This is a genomic window from Pseudorhodoplanes sp. (assembly GCA_032027085.1).
Classification (GTDB): domain Bacteria; phylum Pseudomonadota; class Alphaproteobacteria; order Rhizobiales; family Xanthobacteraceae; genus Pseudorhodoplanes.
Window position 1 is genome coordinate 4,110,222 of sequence record JAVSMS010000001.1, and the last position, 20,324, is coordinate 4,130,545.

Annotated in this window: 30 protein-coding genes; 7 read left to right on the forward strand and 23 right to left on the reverse strand. The window is 64.8% G+C overall.

Features of this window, described 5'->3' with window-relative positions:
- Nucleotides 1-30 precede the first annotated feature (30 nt).
- From RO009_20080 to RO009_20090, 3 genes are all read right to left on the reverse strand, one after another.
- On the reverse strand, nucleotides 31-507 hold the full coding sequence (locus tag RO009_20080) for an NlpC/P60 family protein (protein MDT3687334.1): 477 nt from the start codon (nucleotides 505-507) through the stop codon (nucleotides 31-33).
- A gap of 182 nt (nucleotides 508-689) precedes the next feature.
- The gene (locus tag RO009_20085; protein ID MDT3687335.1) at nucleotides 690-1,583 is read right to left on the reverse strand and encodes a DUF2163 domain-containing protein; all 894 of its coding nucleotides are present in this window, start codon (nucleotides 1,581-1,583) and stop codon (nucleotides 690-692) included.
- Between the two features lie 129 nt (nucleotides 1,584-1,712).
- Nucleotides 1,713-2,357, reverse strand: a complete 645-nt coding sequence (locus RO009_20090; GenBank protein ID MDT3687336.1) for a DUF2460 domain-containing protein — start codon at nucleotides 2,355-2,357, stop codon at nucleotides 1,713-1,715.
- Nucleotides 2,358-2,499: 142 nt separating this feature from the next.
- Between RO009_20090 and RO009_20095 the strand changes: the two genes are divergently transcribed.
- On the forward strand, nucleotides 2,500-2,736 hold the full coding sequence (locus RO009_20095) for a hypothetical protein (protein ID MDT3687337.1): 237 nt from the start codon (nucleotides 2,500-2,502) through the stop codon (nucleotides 2,734-2,736).
- A gap of 139 nt (nucleotides 2,737-2,875) precedes the next feature.
- Here RO009_20095 and RO009_20100 read toward each other — a convergent pair whose 3' ends face one another.
- From RO009_20100 to RO009_20130, 7 genes are all read right to left on the reverse strand, one after another.
- Nucleotides 2,876-3,508 (reverse strand): phage tail tape measure protein, encoded by a 633-nt coding sequence (locus RO009_20100; protein ID MDT3687338.1) that lies wholly within the window; start codon nucleotides 3,506-3,508, stop codon nucleotides 2,876-2,878.
- Nucleotides 3,498-3,692, reverse strand: coding sequence for a phage tail assembly chaperone (locus tag RO009_20105; protein ID MDT3687339.1), 195 nt, complete (start codon nucleotides 3,690-3,692; stop codon nucleotides 3,498-3,500). The genes RO009_20100 and RO009_20105 overlap by 11 nt, the downstream gene beginning before the upstream one ends.
- On the reverse strand, nucleotides 3,689-4,009 hold the full coding sequence (locus tag RO009_20110; protein MDT3687340.1) for a gene transfer agent family protein: 321 nt from the start codon (nucleotides 4,007-4,009) through the stop codon (nucleotides 3,689-3,691). Before RO009_20110 ends, RO009_20105 begins: the two co-directional genes overlap by 4 nt.
- Before the next feature lie 18 nt (nucleotides 4,010-4,027).
- On the reverse strand, nucleotides 4,028-4,435 hold the full coding sequence (locus RO009_20115; protein MDT3687341.1) for a phage major tail protein, TP901-1 family: 408 nt from the start codon (nucleotides 4,433-4,435) through the stop codon (nucleotides 4,028-4,030).
- A 51-nt stretch (nucleotides 4,436-4,486) separates the two neighbouring features.
- Entirely contained in the window at nucleotides 4,487-4,906 is a 420-nt protein-coding gene (locus RO009_20120) for a DUF3168 domain-containing protein (GenBank protein ID MDT3687342.1), read from the reverse strand.
- A gap of 174 nt (nucleotides 4,907-5,080) precedes the next feature.
- Entirely contained in the window at nucleotides 5,081-5,404 is a 324-nt protein-coding gene (locus RO009_20125; protein ID MDT3687343.1) for a phage head closure protein, read from the reverse strand.
- The gene (locus RO009_20130; protein MDT3687344.1) at nucleotides 5,401-5,973 is read right to left on the reverse strand and encodes a head-tail connector protein; all 573 of its coding nucleotides are present in this window, start codon (nucleotides 5,971-5,973) and stop codon (nucleotides 5,401-5,403) included. The genes RO009_20125 and RO009_20130 overlap by 4 nt, the downstream gene beginning before the upstream one ends.
- 86 nt (nucleotides 5,974-6,059) lie before the next feature.
- Here RO009_20130 and RO009_20135 point away from each other — a divergent pair, with 86 nt between their 5' ends.
- Entirely contained in the window at nucleotides 6,060-6,812 is a 753-nt protein-coding gene (locus tag RO009_20135) for a trypsin-like serine protease (GenBank protein MDT3687345.1), read from the forward strand.
- Between the two features lie 230 nt (nucleotides 6,813-7,042).
- Here the strand turns inward: RO009_20135 and RO009_20140 are convergent, their stop codons facing one another.
- Nucleotides 7,043-7,207 carry a hypothetical protein gene (locus tag RO009_20140; GenBank protein MDT3687346.1) on the reverse strand — a complete coding sequence of 55 codons (165 nt, stop codon included), beginning with the start codon at nucleotides 7,205-7,207 and terminating at the stop codon, nucleotides 7,043-7,045.
- Between the two features lie 177 nt (nucleotides 7,208-7,384).
- On the opposite strand from RO009_20140, the gene RO009_20145 reads away from it, so the two are divergent.
- A complete protein-coding gene (locus tag RO009_20145) occupies nucleotides 7,385-7,699 on the forward strand; it encodes a hypothetical protein (GenBank protein MDT3687347.1) in 315 nt (104 codons plus the stop codon).
- 192 nt (nucleotides 7,700-7,891) lie between these two features.
- On the opposite strand, the gene RO009_20150 is transcribed toward RO009_20145, so the two are convergent.
- Complete coding sequence (locus tag RO009_20150; protein MDT3687348.1) at nucleotides 7,892-8,752, reverse strand: hypothetical protein; 861 nt, start codon at nucleotides 8,750-8,752, stop codon at nucleotides 7,892-7,894.
- A gap of 365 nt (nucleotides 8,753-9,117) precedes the next feature.
- On the opposite strand from RO009_20150, the gene RO009_20155 reads away from it, so the two are divergent.
- Nucleotides 9,118-9,573, forward strand: coding sequence for an MgtC/SapB family protein (locus RO009_20155; GenBank protein ID MDT3687349.1), 456 nt, complete (start codon nucleotides 9,118-9,120; stop codon nucleotides 9,571-9,573).
- A gap of 21 nt (nucleotides 9,574-9,594) precedes the next feature.
- Here the strand turns inward: RO009_20155 and RO009_20160 are convergent, their stop codons facing one another.
- The 3 genes from RO009_20160 to RO009_20170 all read right to left on the reverse strand — a co-directional run bounded on the left by RO009_20160 (nucleotide 9,595) and on the right by RO009_20170 (nucleotide 11,963).
- On the reverse strand, nucleotides 9,595-10,845 hold the full coding sequence (locus tag RO009_20160) for a phage major capsid protein (protein ID MDT3687350.1): 1,251 nt from the start codon (nucleotides 10,843-10,845) through the stop codon (nucleotides 9,595-9,597).
- Nucleotides 10,846-11,021: 176 nt separating this feature from the next.
- Complete coding sequence (locus RO009_20165; GenBank protein ID MDT3687351.1) at nucleotides 11,022-11,603, reverse strand: HK97 family phage prohead protease; 582 nt, start codon at nucleotides 11,601-11,603, stop codon at nucleotides 11,022-11,024.
- Nucleotides 11,604-11,786: 183 nt separating this feature from the next.
- The gene (locus tag RO009_20170) at nucleotides 11,787-11,963 is read right to left on the reverse strand and encodes a hypothetical protein (GenBank protein ID MDT3687352.1); all 177 of its coding nucleotides are present in this window, start codon (nucleotides 11,961-11,963) and stop codon (nucleotides 11,787-11,789) included.
- A gap of 255 nt (nucleotides 11,964-12,218) precedes the next feature.
- Between RO009_20170 and RO009_20175 the strand changes: the two genes are divergently transcribed.
- Nucleotides 12,219-12,509, forward strand: a complete 291-nt coding sequence (locus RO009_20175) for a hypothetical protein (protein MDT3687353.1) — start codon at nucleotides 12,219-12,221, stop codon at nucleotides 12,507-12,509.
- Nucleotides 12,510-12,520: 11 nt separating this feature from the next.
- Here RO009_20175 and RO009_20180 read toward each other — a convergent pair whose 3' ends face one another.
- From RO009_20180 to RO009_20195, 4 genes are all read right to left on the reverse strand, one after another.
- Nucleotides 12,521-12,706 carry a hypothetical protein gene (locus RO009_20180; protein MDT3687354.1) on the reverse strand — a complete coding sequence of 62 codons (186 nt, stop codon included), beginning with the start codon at nucleotides 12,704-12,706 and terminating at the stop codon, nucleotides 12,521-12,523.
- Between the two features lie 92 nt (nucleotides 12,707-12,798).
- Nucleotides 12,799-13,062 (reverse strand): hypothetical protein, encoded by a 264-nt coding sequence (locus tag RO009_20185; GenBank protein MDT3687355.1) that lies wholly within the window; start codon nucleotides 13,060-13,062, stop codon nucleotides 12,799-12,801.
- A gap of 117 nt (nucleotides 13,063-13,179) precedes the next feature.
- Entirely contained in the window at nucleotides 13,180-13,428 is a 249-nt protein-coding gene (locus RO009_20190) for a hypothetical protein (protein ID MDT3687356.1), read from the reverse strand.
- A 687-nt stretch (nucleotides 13,429-14,115) separates the two neighbouring features.
- Nucleotides 14,116-14,289: a hypothetical protein gene (locus RO009_20195; protein MDT3687357.1), complete on the reverse strand. Its 174-nt coding sequence runs from the start codon at nucleotides 14,287-14,289 to the stop codon at nucleotides 14,116-14,118.
- A 163-nt stretch (nucleotides 14,290-14,452) separates the two neighbouring features.
- On the opposite strand from RO009_20195, the gene RO009_20200 reads away from it, so the two are divergent.
- Nucleotides 14,453-15,283 carry a LuxR C-terminal-related transcriptional regulator gene (locus tag RO009_20200; GenBank protein MDT3687358.1) on the forward strand — a complete coding sequence of 277 codons (831 nt, stop codon included), beginning with the start codon at nucleotides 14,453-14,455 and terminating at the stop codon, nucleotides 15,281-15,283.
- 65 nt (nucleotides 15,284-15,348) lie between these two features.
- Here the strand turns inward: RO009_20200 and RO009_20205 are convergent, their stop codons facing one another.
- From RO009_20205 to RO009_20215, 3 genes are all read right to left on the reverse strand, one after another.
- Nucleotides 15,349-16,518, reverse strand: a complete 1,170-nt coding sequence (locus tag RO009_20205) for a phage portal protein (protein MDT3687359.1) — start codon at nucleotides 16,516-16,518, stop codon at nucleotides 15,349-15,351.
- Nucleotides 16,519-17,224: 706 nt separating this feature from the next.
- Entirely contained in the window at nucleotides 17,225-17,488 is a 264-nt protein-coding gene (locus tag RO009_20210) for a hypothetical protein (GenBank protein MDT3687360.1), read from the reverse strand.
- A gap of 343 nt (nucleotides 17,489-17,831) precedes the next feature.
- Nucleotides 17,832-18,434: a cupin domain-containing protein gene (locus tag RO009_20215; protein ID MDT3687361.1), complete on the reverse strand. Its 603-nt coding sequence runs from the start codon at nucleotides 18,432-18,434 to the stop codon at nucleotides 17,832-17,834.
- 170 nt (nucleotides 18,435-18,604) lie between these two features.
- On the opposite strand from RO009_20215, the gene RO009_20220 reads away from it, so the two are divergent.
- On the forward strand, nucleotides 18,605-19,432 hold the full coding sequence (locus RO009_20220) for a class I SAM-dependent methyltransferase (protein MDT3687362.1): 828 nt from the start codon (nucleotides 18,605-18,607) through the stop codon (nucleotides 19,430-19,432).
- A 41-nt stretch (nucleotides 19,433-19,473) separates the two neighbouring features.
- On the opposite strand, the gene RO009_20225 is transcribed toward RO009_20220, so the two are convergent.
- On the reverse strand, nucleotides 19,474-20,241 hold the full coding sequence (locus RO009_20225) for a glucose 1-dehydrogenase (protein ID MDT3687363.1): 768 nt from the start codon (nucleotides 20,239-20,241) through the stop codon (nucleotides 19,474-19,476).
- Between the last annotated feature and the right edge of the window lie 83 nt (nucleotides 20,242-20,324).

Consider the following 20,324-nt stretch of genomic DNA (forward strand, 5'->3'; position numbering starts at 1 on the left):
CGTTGTCTACCCTCCCCCTTGTGGGGAGAGTCACTCACGACCCTCCCCACAAGGGCGAGGGTAAAGAAGAAAGTCGCTCACTCCCGGAAACGCGAACGCATACGCAATGCGCCGCCGCCACCATGGCGCCAGCGTCACCTCGGCGACGGCGGCGCCGTCATGCGCATGAATCATTGTGTCGGGCGCGGACACGATCGCGGCATGCTTCGCCACCATCCCTGCGCGCCAGCGGAACAACAGCACGTCGCCCGGCGCAAAATCGTTCGCATTGACGGCGATGAGATGCCGCAATCCCGCTTCCGCCAGCGGCTCGTTCGTCGCCACCTCCGCCCAGTCGCGCGCATAGGGCGGCGCGCGTTCCGGCTCCTCGCCGTAAAGCGCACGCCAGACGCCGCGGATGAGTCCGAGGCAATCGCAGCCGACGCCTTTCAGCGACGCCTGGTGCCGGTACGGCGTGCCGATCCAGGAACGAGCTTCGGCGATGATGCGGGAGCGGATGAGAGTCATTGCACAATCTCGATCGTCATCCCGCGCGCGCTCGGGTTTACCCAAGCTCAGAATGGTGTGTGCACAAGTCGGCGACAGCCGACGTGTGATGGGGCAGCCAGTCATCACTGAACGGAATGCGAGCCTGTACTCCGGCCGCACCTGGCGGACCCGTTGCGGACGATGACGAGACCTTCGGGACATCAAGTCTGCAAACGTCCTCCGTCATGCCCGGGCTCGCCTTCGATGGCGTACCGCATGACGAAATCATTGCCGGGGATATGCGGAAAGCCGCGGAAGTTGACGACGTTGTTGAAGCGGTTGCGGCAGGTGTCGAATCTCTTGTCGCAACCGGCTGGAACCACGAAGGAATCGCCGGCGGAGACCGGCTCCGGCATGGCCTGCCAGAGCTCGATCACGACATCGTCTTCCTCGAAGCGGTGCCGCTTCACTTCCATGGCGAGGCCGGCATTGCCGCCGCTGGTGAATGTCAGCCTGCCGGCGTCGAACCAGCCGTCATCGAACGCGTCGACCCCCGACGCCGCAAACGCCGACGTCCCGCGCAGCGCAGTCACCTGTCCCTCGCCGCGATAAAGCGGTTCTGACAGATCGATGCGGCAGCGCGCATCGCCGAGATCGGCCGCACAGCTTGCGGTGAACAGTCGCCCGCTCTCCTGCACCAGCGCGTCGGCCAGGCTGCGCATCTCGGCGACGAAGGCCGCGCCCTCGCGCCGCACTTCGCCGAGCGTCGCTGTGCCGAGCCGCATATGCAGCGCCGGCTCGCTCCAGTCGACAAGAAAAGTCTCCACTTTCGCCGCGTCGTAACGGCCGGCCGCGAGGTCAGCCTCGGTCAGACCGTCATCGGCGAGCGCGCCGGATATTTCCGCGCCGTCGACCGCGAAGCCGAGTCGCGCCGTCGCCTCCGACGCCGTGAGGCCGGTGCCGGCGCGGCACGTGACGCCGTTCAGCACGATGTCCTCATCGTGATCGGTGAAGCCCTGCACCACGCCGTCGCGCCGCGTGAGCACGAAGCAGCGGCAGAGCGTCGTGACGCCGGAATTGAGCTTGGTTTGGAGAGCGGGTGGGATCGTGCGCATGTTGTCTTCCTTTACCCTCCCCCTTGTGGGGAAGGTCGACCGCCGAGCGAAGCGAGGCGGTCGGGGTGGGGGTCGTGCCTTCATCGCAACCGCGACGACCTCCCCCACAAGGGAGGAGGCAAGAGAGAGTCACACCTTGATCTCCACCACCGGAATCTTCGGGATCGCCCCCGCCGCAAAGGCCGACAGATCCACTTCCAGATAATCGGTGTCGAACCGCACCGGCACGTCGAACAGGAATCCTGCCGTCACCGCCTCGCCCATCTGCGGCAGATGGCCTTCGAGAAACGTAATCATGCCGGTCGCGGCATCGAGGGTGAAAGCCGCGCCCTCCTCCGCTTCGTCGCCGTCCACCGCGACGCGCACGCTGTCCGGCACCGGCTTCTGCACCGGCCGCCGGTAGGGCGCATGCAGTCCGCCATAGGTCTTGCCCAGAGCGAATTGCGCGGTCACGCCGTCGCCCGTGCCGATCACCTGGTCGAACGGCGTCGGCATGGCGCCCGGCGCGGCGGAGGAATGGTCCAGGCGGTCGCGCCAGCGGAAGCCGTGCAGCCGCCCGCGCCGCTCCTCGAAAAACTCCACCACCTGCGACAATTCGGCAAAGGTCTTCACGCCATAGCCGGCGTCATAGCGGCGGCGCGAATGCGCCCAGCGCGCGTTGCGTTCCTCGCGGCCGGAGCCGAGCGCGACGATGTCGGTGCGCCGCTCCGGACCGCCGGCGCTTTTCAGTGCAATGTCGAGCGGAAACAGGATGTCGTGGAAAGCCGATGTCATGGGTCTGATCCGGGAACCGAAGCGGCCGGCTGCGCTTTGATCTTGCTAGTGCCCTTTGGCTTCCGAAGTTCGCGCAGGAGATCGCTGCGATGTCACACCAACTTCGGCACTAGCGGGGCTGCCTTTGCACGGGAGAAATGCCATGGCCACCTGCGAAACCTGCGGCAATGATTACGACAAGACCTTTCAGGTCATGATGAACGGCAAGTCCCATACCTATGACAGTTTTGAATGCGCCATTCAGGCGCTGGCGCCGACCTGCAAGCATTGCGACGTGCGCATTGTCGGCCACGGCCTGGAAAAGGACGGCACCTTCTTCTGCTGCGATCATTGCGCCGAGAAAGAAGGCGTCAGCGGCCTGCGCGACCGGGTGAACTAGCGATTGTTCCGTTCTGATCGGGATCGCATGCCACCTACTCCGTTCATTCCCGCGCAAGCGGGACTCTAGCATTGCTTGGCTCTGGGTTTCCCCTTTCGCGGCGACGAACGGAAACTGGTCGATCTGATCGGAATTAGCGCTACAGTCCGCGCTGCCCGCGCGCCACCGCGCGGGCGATCTGGCCGGTGATATAGACGTCAGAGCGGCGGAAGCCGTCCACGTCGGGCGTTGCGATATTCACCACGATATTGGCAGGCGCGCCGCCGCCCGCCGCCGCGACGCCAAGCCGGCCGCCCGCGGTGCGCGTCAGCGGCAGGATCGCTTCCGGTCCGGCCTCACCCGCAAGCCCGAGTCCGCCCGACGACAGCGGAAAATAGGTCGGCGCGCCGATGACGCCGCCGCGGGCGAAGGGCTGGATCGGGATGACACCAGCCGGAATCTCGGCGCTGCCGCCTCCGCTGCGCCCTCTGGTCTTCGGCGGCCAGGTGAAAATACCCGAGAAGACCCTGGTCAGGATCGATGAGGCCTGCTTCTCCAACGGCTTGAGCGCCGCCTGCATCGCAACGTCGGACAGGCGCATATACAAGCGCTTCAGTGTATCATCGAAATTCTTGCCGCTCGCGCTGCCCTGCGCAAATGCGCCGGTGATCGTGCGGCCGAACATGGCGGCAAGCCGATTCAACTCGCGCATCTGCCGTTCAGCCTCGCTGATTTCACCCTTCCGCGACGGATCGAGAAAGGGATGCAGCGCGTAGCTATAGTCATCGGACATCGGGAAATCTCGTCATCATCTGGTCAAACTGCTCCCGCGCCAGAGGCGCACCGCGTCCGGTCACCGCCTGAATCGCGAGCGCGAGTTCGCGCGGCGTCATCTTCCAAAAGGCGTCCGGCGAAAGCCGCAGCACGCCGAGGCCAAAGCCGATCGCCTCATCCCAGGGAAATGGTCTTGGCGTCATGCCGCTTGCGCTCCGCCGAAGGTTGCTTCGATCAGCGCCACCGCGATCCGCACATAATCCGCCGCCCCGCCGGGCACGCGCATGCGCGCGACCTCCTCGTCCGACACCGTCTCGCCCGCGCCGCGAAGGCCGGCGGCGATGATGCGGACGAGATCCTGCGCGCTCATGCGCCCGGCGCCGAAGCGCTCCGCCAGCGCCGTGAGATCGCTGGCGCCGAACGCGGCCTCCAGTTCGGCCAGCGCGCCGAGAGTCAGCACCAGGCGGCGTGTCGCGCCGCCGATCTCGGCCTCGATTTCACCGCGATGAAGGTTGGGCATGAAAATACTCCGACGCATTTAGATTGACGTGAACGTCAGCGCCCCCGCCGATTCCAGCGCGAGTTCATACGTCACTTCGCCGTCATGCTCGCCGGCGAATTCCAGCGACGCGATCTGGAACGGCCCTTCGACATTTCCGAAATCGGGAATCACGATCTGAAAATCCTTCACCGCGCCGTCGAAGAAGGTCTGCCGCATCAACGCGTCGGTCGCTGCATCCTTGAACAACCCGCGGCCGGCGATCGAGGCGCGCCTGATGCCGGCGCCGTCCAGCAATTCGCGCCAGCGCCCGGCGGATTCCGCATGCGTGATGTCGACGCTCTCGGCATTGAAGGCGAGCCGGCGCGAGCGCAGTCCGGCGACGGTGACGAAGCTCGTGCCGTCGTGAATCTTGATCAGCAGGTCCTTGCCTTTCTGGGCGGTCATGTTGTCTCCTTCGGATTCTTTTTTCATCGCCCGTGCAAGCGGGCGATCCAGTCACCACGACGGCTGGAGTGGCTCCGTCACCGCACGGAAGCGCACCACCGCGTGATACGTACGCCCGTCCGCTTCGCGGCGGATATCGGCGAGCGCGAAGCGCAGGTTGACGAGGTGATGTCCTTCCGGCGCGAGCGGCGCGTCGTCGAGCGCCTGCAGCAAGGTGCCGGCGATGACATGCGCCTCGCGGTGCCCGCCATGCCGCGACCAGGCGTGCAAGGTGAGCTGGTGTTCTTCGCCCTCCTCCTCGCCCGCGGAATAGTCGGCAACGCGCGCCTCGCCCAGCGTCACATATGGAAAAGCCGCCGTCGCCGGCGGCTCGTCGTAGATTTTGGGCCCGCCCAGAACGGCGATGAGCGGCGCATGCGCGGACAGGGTGGAATGAATGGCGGCGCGCAACGCCGCGGAGGATGGAGTCATGTGGTGACAACCTTGAGGCAAACTCGGTGACCCTCCCCCTTGTGGGGAGGGTGGCGGGCGCGAAGCGCGAGCCGGGTGGAGGTCGTACGGTGAATCCCGGAGACCCCCACCTCGCCCGCAAAAAAAAACAAACCCGGCATCAGCCGGTTTTGATTGGGGAGGGAAAGACACACGTCACGCGCCGCGTTCTTCCGCCTGGATCTCCAGAAAGCGCTTGCGGCCGTTGCGGTCGCGCAGCGTGACGATGCGGAAGAGGCGCGCACCGTCGCGCAAGCGATGGCGCGGCGTGATGTCGGCGGAATAGCGAAGCGTGATGCGGTGCGTGATCGCGACGCCGCGCTGCGCCGCCGCGATCTCTTCGCGCGCGGAGACCGGCGTCACCGCCGCCCACAAGATCGCGACACTCTCATAAGTCCGCGTCACGCCTCCCGCTCCGTCGGGAGTTTCAACCGGCGCTTCCAGCGCCAGCCTTCGATTGAGTGCGCCGGGATCGCTCATAGCGACACCACGCGATACGGCGCGATCATGCCGGCGACCGCGCGCGGCACGCTCGCCACCTCCCCGCTCGCCGCGATCAGCGCGCGGTTCTCGTACCAGTGCGCGGTCAAGAGCCGGATCGCCTGCCGCAGCGGCTGCGGCACATCGTCGGCGTCCCCGCCATAGCCGGCTTCGATGTCGATTTCGATGCCGCCGAATGGCCGCCCCGGCATCGGCATGGCGCCGGGCACAAAACTCAGCACAGCCGGCGCCGCCACCTTGTCGATCGCGAGACTGTCGTCATCGACGAGCTCTGCGCCATTGGCGGTGAACACGCGCACGGCGATCACTTGCCGCAGCGGCGCCGGCAAGATCGGCAGCGCGCCGCTTGCGGGCCAGACGTCGCGCGTCAATCGCCAGACCTGCGTGATCAGCGCGCGGCGCGTCTGCGCCTCGACGTGCAGGCGCGCGCCCGCGATCAAGGCTGCGATCACCTCGTCATCGTCATTGTGCTCGACGCGCAGAAAGGCTTTCGCCTCCGCCAGCGAGACAGGCTCGCCGGCCGGATGCGTGAGAATGATGGAGGGCATGTGTTGAACCCACAGACGTGCGCACCTCTCGGGGAGAGGGACAACCAGCATTGACTTCACCGGCAGAACCGGGCTCAACACGCGGCATGACCCGCCGCCTGCTCGCCCCCATCCTGCTCGTCTCGTTGAATGTTCCCGCCGCCGCCATGGTCGGCGGCGCGGCGCCGGTGAACGGCGCGCACGCGGCGGTCACCATCGTCGGCTCGCGCGGCAATTTCTGCACCGGCGCCTATATCGCGCGCGATCTCGTGCTCACCGCCGCGCATTGCGTGCTGCCCGGCGCCGATTACAAGCTCGTCGCCTATGACGCGCAGCGCCAGCCTTCGCTGCGCGACACCGCGCGCATCGAGCGCCATCCGCAATTCAATCTCGACAATTACAACAAGGCGCGCGTCACCGCCGACGTGGCGCTGATCAAGTTGCCCGCGCCCGCCAATGTCACGCCGGTGCCGCTCTCCGGCGCGCGGCTGAACGTGCAGCCGGGCGACCGCTTCATTGTATCGGGCCTCGGCGTCGCCATCCGCGGCGACGGCAAGAGCGGCGGCACCTTGCGCCAGGCGACGCTTGCCGCCACCGGCAAGCCGGGCAATCTGCAGATCCGCCTGATGGACCCGGCAACCAGGAACGAACGTTCAGGGCTCGGCGCCTGCACCGGCGATTCCGGCGCGCCGGTGTTTCAGGAGAACGGCGGACGCTATGTCGTGATCGGCGTGGTGAGCTGGTCGACCGGCCCCAGGAATACGGACGGCTGCGGCGGCCTCACCGGCGTCACACCGCTGCAGCTTTATTATCCCTGGATCGCGGAGACCGCGAAGAAACTCGGCTCGCCGCTGCCGTGAATTCAGGATTGTCATGCCCCGCGAAAGCGGGGCATCCAGTAAACTGAGGACGATTGTGTTTACTGGATCGCCCCATCACAAGTCGGCTGTAGCCGACTTGTGAACCTTAAAAGCCGATCTCGGGTAAACCCGAGATCGGGCGCGGGCGATGACAACACGCGCAAAGCGATTCGGCCCTTGGCCGCCGACCTCCCCTTTCAGGGGGAGGTACGTCAAACTCCCGAGCCGCATCACTCCGTGCGGCCGTAGAAATTGACCTGTTGCTGCTGGTCGAGCCGCACCGAACTCGGACTTGAGGCGGCGGTGGCGATGCTCTCCTGGAACGCATTCAGGCTGTAGGCCGCGACCACGGCGAGAACCACGGCAACCAGGGCGGCCAGCAAAAAAGCGCGCATTAAACTGCTCCATTTCTCGCCCCGGATATGGCGATTGTGGCGATCACTTGCCGGTCACATTATTGCGAATCCCGGGAGGCAGATTGCCACGCCGGTTGCGGTGTTGGTGTCTATGGAACGAACACCCGCCTGTCCGGTTGCCGGACAGACCTTTAGGCCCGGATCATGAGGATTGTCATGAAAACACCTTTCAAGCTCTCCGCCGCCTGCCTCGCAGCCGCCGCGCTGCTCGCTTTCGCGATCCCGCAACCGGCGTCGGCATCAGATAACGGCCTCTCCAGCTCCGACATTTCGGCGGCCAAGAAGAAAAAGTCGAAACGCTCTCAGGTCTACATCTACGGGCCGGCGCGCGGCGCCTATGGCTACCGGCCCTACGGATTCAGGAACGACCCCTCCTTCGATCCCTATGGCCGGCCCTGGCGGCCGAATTTCTACGCGAACTGCTACGAGGATCTCGGCTACGGCCGCTTCCGCGATTGCGCGGATTTCTGAGCGAGGCGGTCAATCGGCGCCCGCCGCTGTCATGCCCCGCAAAAGCGGGGCATCCGGTATTACTGAAACCGTTGTGTTTACTGGATCGTCCGCTTTCGCGGACGACGATGACACGCAGCAAGCAGCCTCACATCCCGCCGCCGACGCGCCCGTCCGGTTTTCGGCGTGAACTTGCTTCCACAGATATGTGACTCACGCTGCCCAGCGACGGCGCAACAGCAGAGACGGCGACAGCTCTTCATCGCGGTGGCGGCCGCCTGCGCAGGCGGCGAACCATGCCGCTGCCGCGCCCAGCAACGCCGCCGCTCCCGCCATGAAGGCAAGGATCACCGCATTGCGGCGCGCGCGGGCGATGTTGTCTCGCACCGAGGCGATCGCGGCGTCCACCCGCTTCTCCGCGTCTGGTGGTGCGATCCCGGTCGTGCTTGCAGTCAGGCGCGCGAGATAGCTGCGATCCTCCGCAGTGATGCCGGTATGCCCGGACGCGGTAAGCAGGATGCGCGCCGCCTCCGCCCGGGTGTAGCTCATGTCCACATTGGCCGGCCGGCGCTCCGTCCGGAACAGCTTGTCGAGATCGAAGGCGATAAGGTTTTCGCCGCCGACCGACGCGTTCGGGCCCGCCGTTCCGCCCGAAGGAGCCGCGAGTTGCGTCGCCGACTGCGCGGCGCCAAGCGCGAGCAGTCCGGTCAGCAGGACGGCGAGCGCCCAGACCAGCAATCCATGCGTTCCGTCGCGAAATTCGACTTCATCCGGCGTGGCGTTGCTCAGCCTTGCACGCATGCGGCCCGCGATGTAACCGCCCAGACCAAAGCTCGCCAGGGCGACAAGCAAGAGATAAAGGCCCGATGTGAGCCATAAGGCGCTCGAGGCGTCGCGCCATGTCGGCGCCGTCGACGCAACGGCGAGTCCGATGGTAGCCGCGAAGCTGTGCAGCACAAAGGCGAAACCGGCAGCCGCAACAGCGCCGGCAATGATCGGCCCCCACTGGACATAGGAAAAGGATGGACCAGCCTGGACAGTCGGCGGGTTTGTCGCCGGGCTTGCGGGCGCCATGTTTGCCTCCGTCAACGCAGGCCGAAGAAAGACAGAATAGCCATGATCACGACAATCAGTCCGATCAGGTAAATCAGACCATGCATTGGAGCCTCCTCGCATGTCCGTTCAGACAGCCGGCAATGTTCGCCGCATGCAGACTGAACGGTTGCATGTGTCAAAGGTTCCACATGCCCGTGGCGATGCCGGCCGCCGGCGGCGGCGATCGTCACGGCGCCGAACACTGTGCGCGCTGTTGTCGACGCGTCGAATGACAGCGATGTGCGTTCGCGGCCTCTCCGGTCCGAATGATGGAACCACTTGCCGGCACGAAGGTTGCGCGAGGGCGGTTTTCCGCCCCGACACCGGAGCGCATGTGAGGATCAATGATACTCGAATGGACCGACATCCTTCTGCGGCTGGGCGGCGCGGCGGCCGCGGGAGTCGTGCTCGGCATCAATCGCGACCTGCAGAACAAGCCGATCGGCTCGCGCACGCTCGGCCTTGTCGGACTGGGTGCGGCCATCGTCGTCATCGCCACCATTCAGGTGCCCGGCATGGCGGAAAATCCCGACGCCCTGAGCCGCGTCGTTCAGGGTGTCATTCAGGGTCTGATGACCGGCATCAGCTTCATCGGCGCCGGTGTCATCCTGCGCGACTCCAGCCGGCAGAGCGTCGAGGGACTGACCACCGCCGCAACCGTCTGGGTCACGGCGGCGCTCGGCATCGCCTGCGGCCTCGCCATGTGGCGAACCGTGCTGCCGGCGATTCTCATTGCGCTGGCCTTGCTCGTCGTCCTCGCCTGGATCGAGGCCACGCTGGAGCGGCGCAGGAAGGGATGAGCGCCGCTCGCGTTGTCCGCATCAATTCGCGGAAAACTTCAGCAGCTTGATCGCGTCGTAATCCTGCACCCCGCCGCCGACCCGTTTCGTGGTGTAGAACAACACGTAGGGCTTGACGGAATAAGGATCGCGCAGCACCCGCACGCCCTGCCGGTCCACGATCAGATAGCCGCGGTTGAAGTCGCCAAAGGCGACGGAATAAGAATCCGCCGCGATCTCCGGCATGTCCTCGGCCTCCGCCAGCGGGAAGCTCATCAGCGTGGCGCGGCCGCCCGCCTGCGCCGGCGGCTGCCAGAGATAATGTCCGTCCGCCGCCTTGAACTTGCGCACCGCGCTCTGCGTCTTGCGGTTCATCACGAACAGGCCGTTCTGGCGATAGCCCGCCTTCACCGCATAGATCAGGTCGATCAGTACGTCGGACGGATTGCTCGCCGGAAACGCGCCGGCCGCTCCGGTCGCGATATAGCCGATCTGTCCCCACGCCCAGGCGCTGTTGGCGACATTGGTGTAGGAGAGAAAGCCCTTCGGCTTGTTGACGCCGTCGCCGGCAACGAAGGCCGCGCCTTCCTGCTCGGCGAACACCTGGTCGATCTCGCTCGCCAGCCACTCGTCGAGATTGACCGCGGCATCTTCCAGGAGGCTCGCCGTCGCCGCCGGCATGGCATAGAGCTCCATCGCCGGAAACGCGAGCTCATCGAGCACGGGCGAGGCGGTCTGCGGGCGCGCCGCCGTCTCCCCCACCCAGCCGGTCGCAGGTCCGCTCGTCATCATCGGCTTGCGATAGACGCTGGCGGAGATTTCGCGCACGCCGGAAATGGCGCGGATCGGAGAGATGTCGCGCAGCCGCTTGCCGATTTCGGTTTCGAGTTCGGGCGGCGCCAGATAGCCGCCGTCCGGATTGGACGAGACCGACATCGCCTTCACTTCAAGCTGGCGCAGGCCCGCGCTTTCTCCGGTGCGGATATAGCTCTCGAACGCCGCCTTGTGCTCGCGCGCATCGTCCGCGCGCGGCCTGTTCTGGTCGAGCGTCGGCCGCGCCGCCTTCAGCGCGAGGTCGTCAAGCCGGCGCTGCTGCGCGTCGATGGCGGCGTCGATGCGCGCCACCTTCTCCTCCAGCAGCACGTCGCCGCGCTTGCGCTCGATCTGTTGAAGGCGTGCGTCATTGGCCTCGCGAAACGCCTCGAAGGCGCGCATCATCTCCGCATGCGTGACGACCGCCTCCGGCGGCAGCCCGGCCTTGGTTTCGAGATGGTCGTTCGTGTCGATGTCCATGTGGTTCCTCGTTGGGGTTGAAAAAGAAAAAGCGCTCTCATCAGGAGAGGCTGGCCGAAAACTTGCTGTTCTCCGCGTCGTCCCCGCGCAAGCGGGGACCCATAAACACCTCGCTAGCTATGTGGCTATGGGTCCCCGCTTGCGCGGGGACGACTCCAGAAATGGCTGAGGAGCCCTCATCCTTTTTCGGTCAGACTTTCAGGATGAGGCGCGCGAAAAAACGTCCGCCACTCCATCTCCGCCCGCCTCCGCGCGACGGAAAAAGGCCGCGCGGAAAACCCGTTCTCCTTCACCGCATGCACGCGCGCGCCGCTCAGCAGCGGAAAGGTGACCAGCGAGATTTCCCAGAGATCGAGCTCGATGAGCTTGCGCACGCGCGTCTTCGGGTCGACGCGCGCCTTCAGCGTCTTGAAGCCGATGGAAAGCCCGTCCGCCGTGCCGGCCTTGAGCAGCGCCAGAAGTTCGCGCGCCCGCATCACGTCGGGAATGAGCCGCCCGCGCGCATAGAGTCCGCGATGATCCTCGCGCAGCTCCAGCCAGATGCCGACGGGTTCGGCCGGATCGTGCTGGAACAGCATCGGGATGCGCCGCAACCCGCGCCGCTTCAGCGTGCCGGCAAACGCGCCCGGCATCACCATGTCGCGCGAGGCGTCGATCTCGCCGAACAGCGAGGCATAGCCTTCGATGCTGCCGTCCGCCGCGATCGTGGTGCGCGGACGGAAGACGCTGTCGATGGTGGGGTCGTTTGGTGCGAGCATGGATAATCTCACTGCGTCGTCCCGGCCAAGCGACGGCAACGGGTCCGGCCGAAGGCCGGCCCCGTTGGCGCCGCGCGAGCCGGGACCCATACCCACGGCGTCTACGCGCGTTCGCAAGCGCAGAGGCTATGGGTCCCCGCGTTCGCGGGGACGACGGCTGAATTGAATTGCGGCCTGTCGACTTTAAGACTTCCCGCGCCGGCTTTTGCCCTTGCCATTGCGCAACGCCTTCACGTCGCGCGCGGTCTTGCCGCGGCCGATGCGGTCCAGGTGATTGAGGAATTCGCGAAACACGCTGAGATGATCGCGCCGCGGCGCCGGCTGCCGGATCGCACGCAAGACGCCATGCAATGAGTCCATCGCTCGTCTCCAGATAAGTGATCGAAATGCAAAAACCCGCGCGCGACATCGCCGCTGCCGCGCAGGGCGGCGGCGCTCGCGCATCGCGAAAATCGAACATGACAATCGGACATGACGCGGACGCCGACGTCCGCAGACAGCACGGGAGGCGCGAGATCGCCGCGCGTCCTTGAATGCGGCCGGCAAACCGGTCATGCTGGCGACGGCGCATGCCGGCGCGCGAAACCCGCCTGCATCGTCCGGAGTGAACGCCCCATGCGGATCCTGTTGTCGTTTGCCCTGCTGCTCGCGACCGCCCATGCCGCCACGGCGGAGATCCGCATTCGCGAGTCGCGCTTCAGCGACGGCATGCTGATCGTGCGCGGCGAGACCGCGCCTGGCCGCGAGGTGACGCTGCAGGGGAAATTCAGCACGACGGCCAACGAACAGGGCCGATTCACCTTCAGCGTCCCCTACAAGCCCGTTGATTGCCTCGCCGATATCCGCTCCGGCCCCGACCGCTATTCCGCCTTCATCACCGATTGCTTCAAGGCAAGATCGCACTGACGCAGCGCTGCTTACTTGCCGCCGAACCGGCGATTGAAACGCGCGAGCTCGCGCACGAAATCGTCAAAGCGCCGCATCGCGGCGACCAGTTCGCGCAGCGCGAAAATCAGCAGCACGCTCGCGCTCGACGCCCACAGAAACAAAGCCAGATGCGCGAGATCGCCGCGCTCGACGAAGATGCGGGTGAGATCGCCCATGATCCTTTGCCCATCTGGCCGTTGGCCCAAAAAAAAAGCCCCGCCAGGCGGAGCTCGTTTCCCGTCTCTTGCCGCGCCTGCCGGCGCGCGTTCTATTTCATCGCAGCAGCGGCCGGCCTGACCGTCGCTTGCAACTCCCGCGCCCGGTCTTGCGATAGGCCGTCCTGCATGTTGCGCGGCTCGCCGCATCCGGATTTGCCGGACAGCCAGTCCGCGGTCTCTGCCAGCGTGAGGAACGCGACCTGCATCTCCATCAGGCGCTTGCGCTCCTCCTCGCTGCAGGCGGGATTGTCCGCTTGCGCGCGACAGCGCATGGCATAGCGGCGCAATTCCGGCCCGCTCAGTGTATTCAGCATGATTGCCTCCATTGCGTTGGAGGCACCCTGCGCCCTTGCCTGCGGGAAAGCGACCGCCTTGGAGTCTAAGAGCAAAGGTCAACTACACCGACAATGTCCCTGCTTGCTCAATCGGTGCTACTGGGTCCCGTGGCGTTTGCGGTCGCTTTGCTCGGAAAGCACTCCGATCTCCGATGACTTGAGGCCTTCGGCCGGCAGCGAGACCCCGGCATTGGCGAGCCCCAGGCGAAACAGCTCGCGCACCGCGGCGGCACGGCTCGGCATCCGCTTCTGGAAACGGAAATCGTCCACCGCGGACAATTCGTCGGGACTGAGCATGATCTGCAGCCGCTCGCCGCGGCCGCCGTATTCCCTGCGAAACGGCATCACGCCCTCCTGAGTAGGAAACATTGATTGAACAACTCACTGTCAATGCGTTACTTACTCATTGGTTCCCGGTGCGCCGGACTGGACTATCCTTTGTTTGATCATGCTGGCGCAGTACGATCTCGCGAAATTGCAAAGCTTCCACATGCAACCGCGTCACTTGGCCGACCCGCGCAACACGCGCGCTCATAAAAATGCCCGGCATTCGTGCGAATGCCGGGCCTGGGAAGGGCCATGACGGAAGGGCCTCGGCGTCGGGGGTTGGGGGATTGCCGGTGAGCCCTTCCGGAGGTGTCCGGACGTACCCTGCTGTAAAACGCCGCGCGGTGGTATCTCGTTCCAAGCCGTGGCAACCAACTCTGCGTTCAACGCGAGATGCGTCGGATTGCCGCCCTCGCAGAAGCTGCGGGTCAGTTCGGGCATGCGCGCTGCTCATAAAAAAAAGCGCCGGCGCAGACCTTGGCCGGCCATTCGACATCGCGCGTGGATGGCAACATCAGGTCAAATCTTGATCGGCTGCGCATGTCGTTTGCGGCGCTGCGCCGGCCGGCAGAATGCCCCCGCGAAAGGGGGGCGGCCGGCTTCCATGTGGAAGGGGGAGGAAGCCGGCCGAACGAACCTGGCGCACGGGGGGGACCGCCAGGTCCGGAACTCTATCTGTCGGAAACGTTCAAGCCGCGTGCAGCCTTACGAATTTCGCAGATCGGCCATCTGATCGGCGAGCAGACGCAGGATCCTCCGGCGTTGCGCCTCGTCGGCGCTGGCCGCGAGCAGTTTGCGGTAGAGTTTGATGTTCTGCTCGCTGATGAATTTTTCCAGATCGTCGGGCAGCATTACGCAGCGTTTGTGCATCACGGCCATGCGTCTTTCCTTGATCGGTATCAACACCTGACGATCTCCAATGTCATATCCAAGTAAGGAGGAACAATAGCCCAAAGCGGCTAGACCTCGCCGCGCCGCGCCCGGCCGCGATGCAGCAATGCAGCAACATGGCGCAACGAAATCCATCAAACGGGAATGACGCATGACAGACCCCGCGATGCCTTTCGAAAAATTGAATTCGTTGCCGGCCAGCGCTGTCATTCTCGACGCATCGGGCACGATCGTGGCCGTCAACGACGCCTGGAAGGAGTTTGCCGAGCGCAACGGCCTGCGCCTTCCCGCTTTCGCGATCGGCGCAAATTATCTGCAATATTGCAGCTCCGCCGACGCGCTCTCGCGCCGCTTCCTGAAGGAGCTGAAATCCCTGCTCGCCGGCCGGCTCGGCCTGCTGACCTACATCTATCCCTGCCACTCGCCGACCGAGCAGCACTGGTTCTCGCTGATCGGCCTGCCGCTGTCGCTGGAGAAGCCGGCCGGCGTCGCCCTCCTGCATGTCGACCTTACCGGCATGTTGCCGCGCGCCGCCGCGCTGCCGAACGGCAGTCGCGAGCGCAAGGCGCTTGTCGGTCGGGCCGCGCTCGACGCAATCACCGGCGCGGTTGAGCGCACGGTGTCGGAAACGCTCGCCTCGCAGCTCAATACGCTCATCGCCGCGCCGCCGGCGGAAGCGCCGCTGCGGCCGGAACCATCGGCCGGCAAGGAAGAGAGCGCGCTGGCGCGCGCGGGCCTCAGCCGGCGGCAATTGCAGGTTCTGCAATTGCTCGGCGAGGGCAAATCCAACAAGGAAGTGGCCCGCGCCCTCCTCCTCTCGCCGCACACCGTCAAGCTGCATGTCTCCGCCATCCTGCAGCGATTGAAGCTCAACAGCCGCACGCATGCGGCGCTGCTCGCCTCCCGGCTCAGCCAGGAGGATTGGGACACGCTGAATGGCGGCGACATTTACACCTGGAAGAAGAATTCGACCGCGGCATGACACTTGCGCGGGTTTTGCTCGCGACCCGCACCGCCTCATGCGTTGAGATGGCGAAGCAGAAGGAATTACTGGAACACATCCCCGCCCTCGACCGGCGCGTAGCCCACCGCCGCGCGCTTCTCGTTCACCGTCAGGAACGGCGCCGCGCTGACGCGCTCCCAGAGCGCGGCGCGATCGAACGACAGCGCCTCGATGCGGTCGGTGTCGACCACGAGCCGCACCTCGCCGAAAGCCGGCTGCAGCCATTGCGCGATGGAAGCGCCGAGCCGCTGCGCCAGCGGCAGCACGGTGGCGCGGAAGAAGCCGCGGTTCGCCTCCTGGTAATTCGCGTAGGTGTTGTCGCCGGGAATGCCGAGCAGCATCGGCGGCACGCCGAAGGCGAGCGCGATCTCGCGCGCGGCGTTGTGCTTGGCGTCGAGGAAATCCATGTCCTTTGGCGTCAGCGACATCGGCTTCCAGTCGAGCCCGCCTTCCAGCAGCATCGGCCGGCCGGCATTCTTGGCGCCCTGATAATGTTCGTCGAGCTCGAGCTTCAGCCGCTCGAACTGGTTGTCGGTGAGGAGCGAGGCGTCCGGCCCCGCATAGACCAGCGCGCCGGAGGGCCGCGCCGCATTGTCGAGCAGCGCCTTGTTCCAGCTTGCCGCCGCGTTGTGCGTGTCGACCGCGATCGCCGCCGCTTCCAGCGCGGAGAGGCCGTAATGGTCGTCGAGCGGATGAAATTGCAGAAGATGCAGGATCGGCGGCAGCGGCGCGTCCTGCGCGAAGCGCACGCTGCGGCCACCGGCATGATACTCATACGCCTGCGGCCAGCCGTCGGCGCCCGGCACGACGCGCATGCGGTCGGGCCGCAGCGCATGCAGCTCGCGCAACGTTCCGTCGAGCGACACGTTTTCGATATAGGCGTTGCCGGCGAGCAGGAGATGCGCGGTCACGCTCTCGAGGAACGCGGCGCCGTCCTGGCGCGGATTGGGCCGCTGCAGCAGATCGAGCAGCGGATGCGTGTCGCGCTCGGCCTCGCCTTCGAAGGCAAGCCAGGTCACCGAGCCGACATTCTCGGCGATGAGCCGCACCGCGCGATGCACGATGGCGTTCTTCATGTAGCCTTCGCGCGCCAGCGCCGCGTAGTCATGCGGCGTCCAGCGCGCGCGGCCCGCGCCCTGCAGCGCGACGATCTGCGCCGTGCGCGAGGCCTTCGCCTCCGGCGCGCGGAAGAGCGATTTGAAATAGCTGATCATGTCGATGTCATCCCTTCCGCCCTCGTCCTCAGAGGCGGGCCGAGAATGCGTGACGGCGCGTCAACAAGCCGTGGCGACGCGCGCCAACAATCTGTGGCGATGCGTGTCAACAAGCAGCGGCGACGCACAATCTGTGGCGATGCGTGTCCACAATCTGTGGCGCGTCCCCGCGAAAGCGGGGACCCATACCTTGCCATTCTCTCCGAGTCGTTCCCGCGCAAGCGGGAACCCATAAACATCACACTAGCAATGAGGCTGCGCTCCTCACGATGTAGGCGGAGGAGATTCATCAGGTACATTTGTGGAGAATGCCGCAACCCTAACGCAGCAGACGCACGCTGTCAAGGATTATTTTCCCATTTATCTATCGCGTTCCGCTATAGTCAACGCGTCGGCTTGGGCCATAGCGACATTGACCGCACGTTCGCAGCGATCCGCTGCAACCCCACCACAACATATGGTAATATTGTAACGTAATGGTTGCTTACGTATAAAAAGACGACCTTTGCGTGTATCACTGCCAGCCTCATCCAAACGAGGAGGGATGAAATGGCCTACCGGAGACGTAAGGGCGGCGATACGTGGCACTGGTGCCGGAATTGTTCGAATTGGCCAACTCTAGCCGAGTCAGAGGAACGGCCCACCAAACCGGCCGGCGGCGAACTCTGTAACGAGTGCCTAGCGAAGGACAAAGCCGGCAACTGCACTAAGTAATCGACATAACATCAAGCCGCAGGACGGCTTGATCGCCAGCGAAGTATATCGTGCGCAAGGACGTGGCGTAATTCACGCCCTTGTCGCGCGCGAAGTCGTCAAAACAGCCCAGACAAACCACGTAGCTTTGTAAGTGATGCGGGACGACCGCGCACCATACGTCCTGCGGTACATTAAAATCAAACTTGTCGGCAACGCCGCACGCCTTGCATGTTTGGCGCTGGCAATTGTTCCAGCCTGACAGCCGATTGGTCATAATAAAGCAATAGATCGCCTACAGGGATTGTTCCCGCCAACGTACAAGATCACAACGCGAGTACCGCGCGGGTAACACCACCCATTCCCAGTCCGGTTTGATCAAGTCGTGCTCGACAGGAAATCAATCGTGCCCTTGCATGAAAAAGAAAAGCCCGCACGCAGCGGGCTTTTCGATTCACTTTCCCTGCAGCCGGTCAGATCACGCCGACCAGCGCCAGGATCACGACAATACTGAGCGGGACGCCCAGCAACCACAGAATAACCGGCATGGTTCAGCTCCTCATGTGTCCGCCATATCTCCGACGAAACAACGTGAAGAGCGCACGCCTGTTCCGCAAAAATTATTTTGCCGACAGCGGGAACCGTTTGATGTCGTCGGCAATCTTGGGAAATTGCGCAGCAAGCTCCTCCGCCTTGCCGAGCTCCACATCTTCCGGCAGCACGCCCGGCCATTCGGTCGAGCCGCCGAGAAACCATTGCCGCGTGCCGATCACGCGCGCGGTGTGAAAGGTGTTGCCGGGAATGAGAAACTGCACGTGCTGGCCCGCACGCAGATCCGGCCCCATGACGATGCGCTCGCCCTCCCCGCGCAGCAGCAGAACCTCCAGCGGGTCGCCCATGTAATAATGATAGAACTGGTCGTTCCGGATGCGGTGCAGCTTCACCGGCTCGTCCGGCGTCACCATGAAGTAAAGTCCCGATCCCACCGGCCGCTTGTCGGCGAAGGGCGGCTGCATCCCGCCCGCTGCGATCTCGTTCTTCGCCACATAGGTCACCCGCACATAGCCGCAGGTCGCGTTCGGCGAAAGGTCGAGAGCTTTGCGCACATCCTGCGCACTCATTCCGTTATGCATGTCGCGTCCTGTCTGCACGTGAGCCGGCGTCAGCGCCGCGGCGCCGGTGAGCGAAGCGCCGGCGAGAAATCCGCGGCGGGTGGAATCCATGCCACATCTCCCTCGGCTGGTGACGGTTTTTTGAAAAGCGCGCCAGTGTCGGGGCGCACGCCTTGCCCGTCAAGCCGGCGGCCCCGGCGAAAGCGATGCCCCTGCTTTTCTCTTCGCGGCGGTGCTGCTAGATTTCCATGCAGGACCGGCCAGCACGCGAGGCTGCTCCGATGACTCTCGAACATTCCGTTGCCCGTCACTATCGTCACGGCGGACTGGAGCAGGCCATCCTCCAGGCTCTTGCCGCCAGCGGCAAGGATTCGGCGCGCATCAACGCCGACGATCTTGCACCCGCCGACGAATTTCACATCGGCGGCCGCGAGGCCACCGCGGATTTCGCCAAGGCGCTCGGCGCGCGTCCCGGCATGCAGCTTCTCGATATTGGCAGCGGCATCGGCGGGCCGGCGCGCTATTTCGCGCAGCATCACGGCTGTCATGTCACCGGCATCGACCTCAGCGACGAATATGTCGAGGTGGCGCGGTCGCTGTCGCGCCGCGCCGGACTCGACGACCGCGTGTCGTTCCGCCAGGGCAGCGCGCTCGATCTGCCCTTCCCGCCCGCGAGCTTCGACGGCGCCTACATGCTGCATGTCGGCATGAATATCGAGAACAAGGCGGCGCTGTTCGCGCAAGTCCGCCGCGTGCTCAGGCCCGGCGCGCCGTTCGGCATCTACGACATCATGCGCGAGAGCGAGGGCGAATTCGTCTATCCCGTTCCCTGGTCCGCCGCGCCGGAGACGAACTTCATCGCCGGCGCGGACACCTACCGGACGCTGCTCGCCGCCGCCGGATTCACCATCTTGCACGAGCGCAACCGCCGCGATTTCGCAATCGACTTCTTCCGCCGGATGCAGGCGCGCATGGCGGAGAGCGGCCCTCCCCCGCTCGGCCTGCAGATCATCATGGGACCTTCGGCGCCGCAGAAGATCGGCAACATGGTCGCCCTGCTCAACAGCGGCGTGATCGCGCCGATCGAGATCGTCTGCCGTCCAACATAGGACACGCCGCAGGTCGCGTTCGCACGACCGTGCCTCCGCCCCTAAAGGCCAACGCTGCCTTGCATGAGGCCGCCGTCTGCGAAAATGGTCGTGGCGGTTAGATAGCTCGCGCCATTGCCGGCGAGGAAGCCAACCACGCTGGCGATCTCCTCAGGGCGCGCCATGCGCCCGAGCGGAATTGCGGCGTTGAGCCGATTGAGCTTGGCCGGATCGTCCATCGTGCTGAGGTTGATCGGCGTCGCCACCGCGCCCGGGCCCACACCGACAACCAGAATGCCGTGGGGTGCGAGTTCTACTCCGGCGGTGCGGGTGAGCATCCGCATCCCGCCTTTCGACAGACAATAGGGGGCGTTGCCGGGCATCGGCCAGTCCTCATGCACCGATGTAATGTTGATGATGCGGCCGCCCCCACCCTGCTTGATCATCTGCTTTGCAGCGATCTGTGTGCCGAAGAACGCGCTCTTGAGATTGACCTCCAGGACGCGCTCATACTGATCCTCGGTGGTATCGAGGACCGAGGTGCGGGTTTCGATACCCGCATTGTTGACCATGATGTCCAGCCGCCCGAATTTACTGACGGCAGTGTAGACCAGCTTCTGCAGGTCGGCGACCTTGCTGATGTCGGCTTCGACGCCAACGGAGCGAGCGCCCAGCTTTCCGACCTCTCGCTCCAGCGCCTCCGTCGCCTCCGGGTGAACCACATAGTCGATGACAACGGCGGCACCTTGTCGTGCCAGCTCAAGAACAATCGCCTGACCGATTCCACTATTGCCGCCAGTGACGATCGCGACCTTGTTCTGCAACGACATGCGTGGCGCTCCATCTGGCGGGTCGTGTCGTAACGGGACACGCGTTACGGCCACTTGCGAAAGACAAAACTACGCATTGGAGA